Below are 4732 nucleotides of genomic sequence, written 5' to 3' on the forward strand. Positions count from 1 at the left end.
CACCACCATGAACGTTTCCGGCCTGCCGGGGGCCACCATGACTATGCCCACACCGGCACCGACGGTCGCGAACTCCACCATGAACGTTTCCGGCCTGCCGGGGGCCACCATGACTATGCCCACACCGGCACCGACGGTCGCGAACACCACCATGAACGTTTCCGGCCTGCCGGGGGCCACCATGACTATGCCCACACCGGCACCGACGGTCGCGAACACCACCATGAACTTTTCCGACCTGCCGGGGGCCACCATGACGCTGCCCACACCGGCACCGACGGTAGCGAACTCCACCATGAACGTTTCCGACCTGACGGGGGCCACCATGACGCTGCCCACCACTGTGGCATCGTCGGCGGCTACCCTGAGTACCGGCGCAGTAGGCGGTATCGCCCTGGGGACTGCTGCCTTTGTTGTGGCAGGAGTGGTGTTAGGGAGGTACATTTATCGTCGTTATTGCTGCGGGTCATACGTTGTCGATCACCCGCAGGAGTTGGTGGCCATCAATACTGTGGGTCAGGCACAGAAGGCGCGCACTCAACCGACGATAAAAGAGGCAAGAGAGAAACCTGCCGATGTACAACGCCCCAGAAGTCATCCTCCAGAGCCACCCGGGCTGCAACAACCGGCACTGCCGGAAAAACCACCCATACGGCCAAGGGACTCGTTCTTTGAGGAACTCAGGGAGGGGATTCCCTGGCATGAACACAATGAAGATGCTGGCATATATGAAGAGATTGAAACTCGCGATCTTCGCAGAATGAGAACCGCGGTAAAATAGGTCATTTCAATGAGTTTGATATGCACAATCTCCGTTCACCCTGAAGCGTTTGGTGCCGGGCACAATACCTGAGCCTGGAGTTCATGCCATTCGACAGGCCCTGGATGTTTAACCTGTCTCTGATGACAATTCACGAATGGTGGCATAGATCAGCATTTTTTATGCCTGAACCACCATTTTTCCTACGACATGCCGATTAAACTGTTTATTACGCCAACATATCAATAAAAAACAACTCTTGAGAGATGGCACATGGGGACTTTGATTCCATCAGATAAAAGACCAACACCTCCCACAACACTTTCCACAACAACAGCACCACGCTCTGAACAGCCTGCAAAGAAGTCCCGATTCAATTTCGGCTTTCTACGATTTGGCCGAAAAATTGCCCGATCTAATAATAACCAGACCAGCAATTTAACGACGCAAAAAAACAATAATCTATCAAGTCTTGAAACCAAAAACATTAAGCAGAAAAAGATTGAGATCCTCAAAGCCGATAAAACAATTAAATCATTGGATAAGCTGGGCGAGAAGGTTAAACAGCTTCACGAAAGTAACGCTCTTATCGGTGAGCAACGGGCATCATTAGCCAAGTAAAGAGCCAAATTGTTAAGCAAGGAGAAAATTCCCCATTATGATGCGGTAGTGGCCGGTGCAGGTCCGACAGGATTGATGGCAGCGGTTGAGCTGGCAAGGAAAGGTCACAAGGTTTGTCTGTGTGAAGGCCGCAATGAAGAGGAGTGGGATATCCGCTCAAGCGTTATGGTTTTAAGGCCAGAAGCAACTTATGCAATTAATCAGATGTTGGACGCTCTGGAAAGCACTCACGGCCCGGGATACGTTTTTTCTCACAGAAAGAAATCGGATATGGCGCATCCAAAAAGCCTGGCAAGCATTCGGGAACAAGTAAGCCGCAACCACTATACCAGCTTACAGACCGACGTTATCCAGCGTATCTATATGGAATACGCGAAAACAAAATATCCGGATTTGATAGATATCAAGTATCAAGCCAGAGCCGGTTCTTTTGACCCATGGGTTCAAACCATGGATTTACAACCATCGGGGCGTATTGCTTTCGATTCAATTATTCATGCCGATGGCGTGCATGGAACATCGCGCCAATCGTTAGAAGAGTTGGGAGCCAGCCTGGAAAAAATAACTGTCAATACCCCTTTTAGCGGCAGATGCCAATGTGCCTATATCCATCATCCAAGCTGGACAGAGATCAAAACCGGTGCCCACCTCAACTCCATAGAAAAAATACCTGCTGACCTGCTGCCTGAATTCAAGAAGCTGGGATGGAGCAGCAACTATTACCCTCAGTGCTACATTTTCTTATCCCATGACAACTCTGAGAAATTGTGGATTTCCGGACAGTGCCCCACAAACCTCAAACCCGAACAACAGCTTGAGTGGAATGCCCTGATTTGTGCAGCGACAGTGACTCCGACGGAGCGGGCTTGCTTGATGGCACCAACCTACGTCGATACCGACAGCCATACCGCACGAGGGGCAAAAAAGAAGAACTTGAGCCATGCCATTTTCACTGTAGAGAAACAAAAGCTGGCACAACCTTCCGTCGCACTCCCTTTTGGCAAGAGTGAAGCTATTGGTGACGCAAAAGAGACACCCAATTTTTTCTTTGCCGAAGGTTTGAAAAACGCGGATAAGGATGTGAAAGATTTGGCAATTCCATTCACACCCAGAGAAGCCAGCTCATTTCCGCTGAACATACCCTCTTTAGTTAAACAAATCATATCTCGTATGTTGGACAAGCTGCACAGTTAGAGCATACCCACTGTTATGCAAAGTACTTTAAGTAGTTGGCCAAATGGAATCGTATATTTCTGGCTAAGTGGGCAGTTACCATGCAAGGCACAACGAAGGGAGCATAGCCTTAGCTATGTGACCGGAGTTGTAACGCCGCACGACTGAATGGATGCAGGAGATAGAGCAACGCAGGCGCAGTTGCCGAGAGTGACTGTCTACTTAGTCAGAAAATACGATTTCATTTGGTTAACTACTTAGACGTCAATGATAGAAGAGATCCATCAATTGCATTGAAACACTGTACCAGGGGACCCGCGGACTAACTCGTTACGCAGTTCAGGACCCTGGGAGGCTGTCCGAGAATAGACTGCCCTACTGCGGTGACAGAAAATTGGTCTAAAAGGTCGGAAATTTTTAACAAATAGAACCACTATTCACTAAAAATTTCCGACTTTTTATCCTCAATTTTCTGCCATCCTCGCTACGGGGTCGCCTAGACGGGCGCTATTCTCGGTCAACCTCCTGGGCTTTCTTTCCTGTTTTATAAGATTCTTGCGCACTATCCGTTGCGAATAATTCAAATGGTTCTTTTCACTGCCTGATCCTTACCTATTATTGTCTTATTTAGCGAGGTAATAACTTTGATATCCCAACCTGCTGTTCAGCCAACAGGTACACCCACTGCTTCTGGCCCCGTTCCCGATCAGCCAACGGAAAACTGGGGGCTATTGGCAGGGGTGGAGGTCGCCATCCGGAAAGGTCCGATCCTGTTTTTGCAGTCGTTGTATCCCGGTTATATTCCCCCCGGGCAACCGTTGGCGCAACCGGATGAAGGTCCGGCCTTCACTTTTGGCAGCCCCGATGGGCAGAACAGTAGTTTTTTCCAGGGTGTTGCGCTGGGTGCCCGGCTGGTGTCGCCTTACACAGTGCTGCCAGAGGAGATCAGCACTCTGCTGGAGGGCTTTGTCACCCTTTCCACGGCGGCCCGGCTCAGGAATCTTTTTGGTGGGTCGGCTACCGCTTCGGCACCGGGGCAGAGCGGGGCAGACACTACGGTGGACGGCTCCCCAACAAACCACAAAGGCAAGAAAAAAAAGAAATCACAGCAAACACCACAGCGGACCAGCCCAACGGCCACCGCCTCTGCCCGGACTGTCCAGTTGCCAAACACGTCCCTGGCACTTGGGGCTCTGGCCAGCCTTACCGCTGTGGGCGGGTCATCAACAACAACACCTGCACACACCAATACGTCTGCCCCAACCACAGAGCCTCAGGCTCCATGCGATGCTGATCAATTCCGCTGTGACAACGGCACATGTATTCCTGCCGACTATCAATGCGATGCGGATGACGATTGCGGTGATGGCTCCGATGAGAACTGTACACAAACTGACTGTGATCGTTTAGGCTATGATTTTTTATGCGACGGCAGCCGCTGTATTTCCGCCGGTTGGCAATGTGACGGGGAAGATGATTGTGATGATGGGACCGATGATAACTGCACACTAGCTGAATGTATTAAGCATGGACGTGACTTTTTCTGCGACGATGACAAAAAATGTGTTAGTGACGCTTTGCAATGTAATGGGAAAAAGAATTGTATTGATGAATCCGATGAGAACTGCACACAAGCTGACTGTGATAGGCTGAACCGTACCTTTTTCTGCGACGACAGCCGCTGTATTAGCGCCGGTTGGCAATGTGATGGGGAAGAGGATTGTGATGATGGCTCCGATGAGCGGGCGGAGTTATGCAAGCCTGCCTCTTCCAGCCCGACGCGGCCAACAGTCACGGCTACACCGGCACCGGTGACAGAAACGGTGGTTACGGTATCGAACACCACCATGAGCTTTTCCGGCCTGTCGGGGACCACCATGGAACTGCCCACCAGTGCGGCACCGCAGGCGACGGTATCAAGCCCCGCCATGAACTTTTCCGGCCCGTCGGGGACCACCATGGCACTGCCCACCAGTGCGGCACCGCAGGCGACGGTATCAAACCCCGCCATGAACGTTTCCGGCCCGTCGGGGACCACCATGGCACTGCCCACCAGTGCGGCACCGCAGGCGACGGTATCAAGCCCCGCCATGAACGTTTCCGGCCTGTCGGGGACCACCATGGAACTGCCCACCAGTGCGGCACCGCAGGCGACGGTATCAAGCCCCGCCATGAACG

Annotated in this window: 4 protein-coding genes; all 4 read left to right on the forward strand. The window is 51.8% G+C overall.

From position 1 onward, the window contains the following. On the forward strand, positions 1-781 hold a 781-nt coding region (locus tag J7438_RS24585; protein WP_209278687.1), incomplete at its 5' end, for a hypothetical protein. Between the two features lie 261 nt (positions 782-1042). Beyond that, positions 1043-1381: a hypothetical protein gene (locus J7438_RS24590; RefSeq protein WP_209278688.1), complete on the forward strand. Its 339-nt coding sequence runs from the start codon at positions 1043-1045 to the stop codon at positions 1379-1381. A 9-nt stretch (positions 1382-1390) separates the two neighbouring features. Beyond that, the gene (locus J7438_RS24595) at positions 1391-2575 is read left to right on the forward strand and encodes an FAD-dependent oxidoreductase (RefSeq protein ID WP_209278689.1); all 1185 of its coding nucleotides are present in this window, start codon (positions 1391-1393) and stop codon (positions 2573-2575) included. 623 nt (positions 2576-3198) lie between these two features. Then, positions 3199-4732: low-density lipoprotein receptor class A repeat-containing protein (locus tag J7438_RS24600; protein ID WP_503003934.1), on the forward strand; the 1534-nt coding region annotated here is incomplete at its 3' end.

The sequence above is a fragment of the Thalassotalea sp. G20_0 genome (genome assembly GCF_017744175.1).
In the GTDB taxonomy this organism is placed as follows: Bacteria; Pseudomonadota; Gammaproteobacteria; order Pseudomonadales; family Endozoicomonadaceae; genus Endozoicomonas.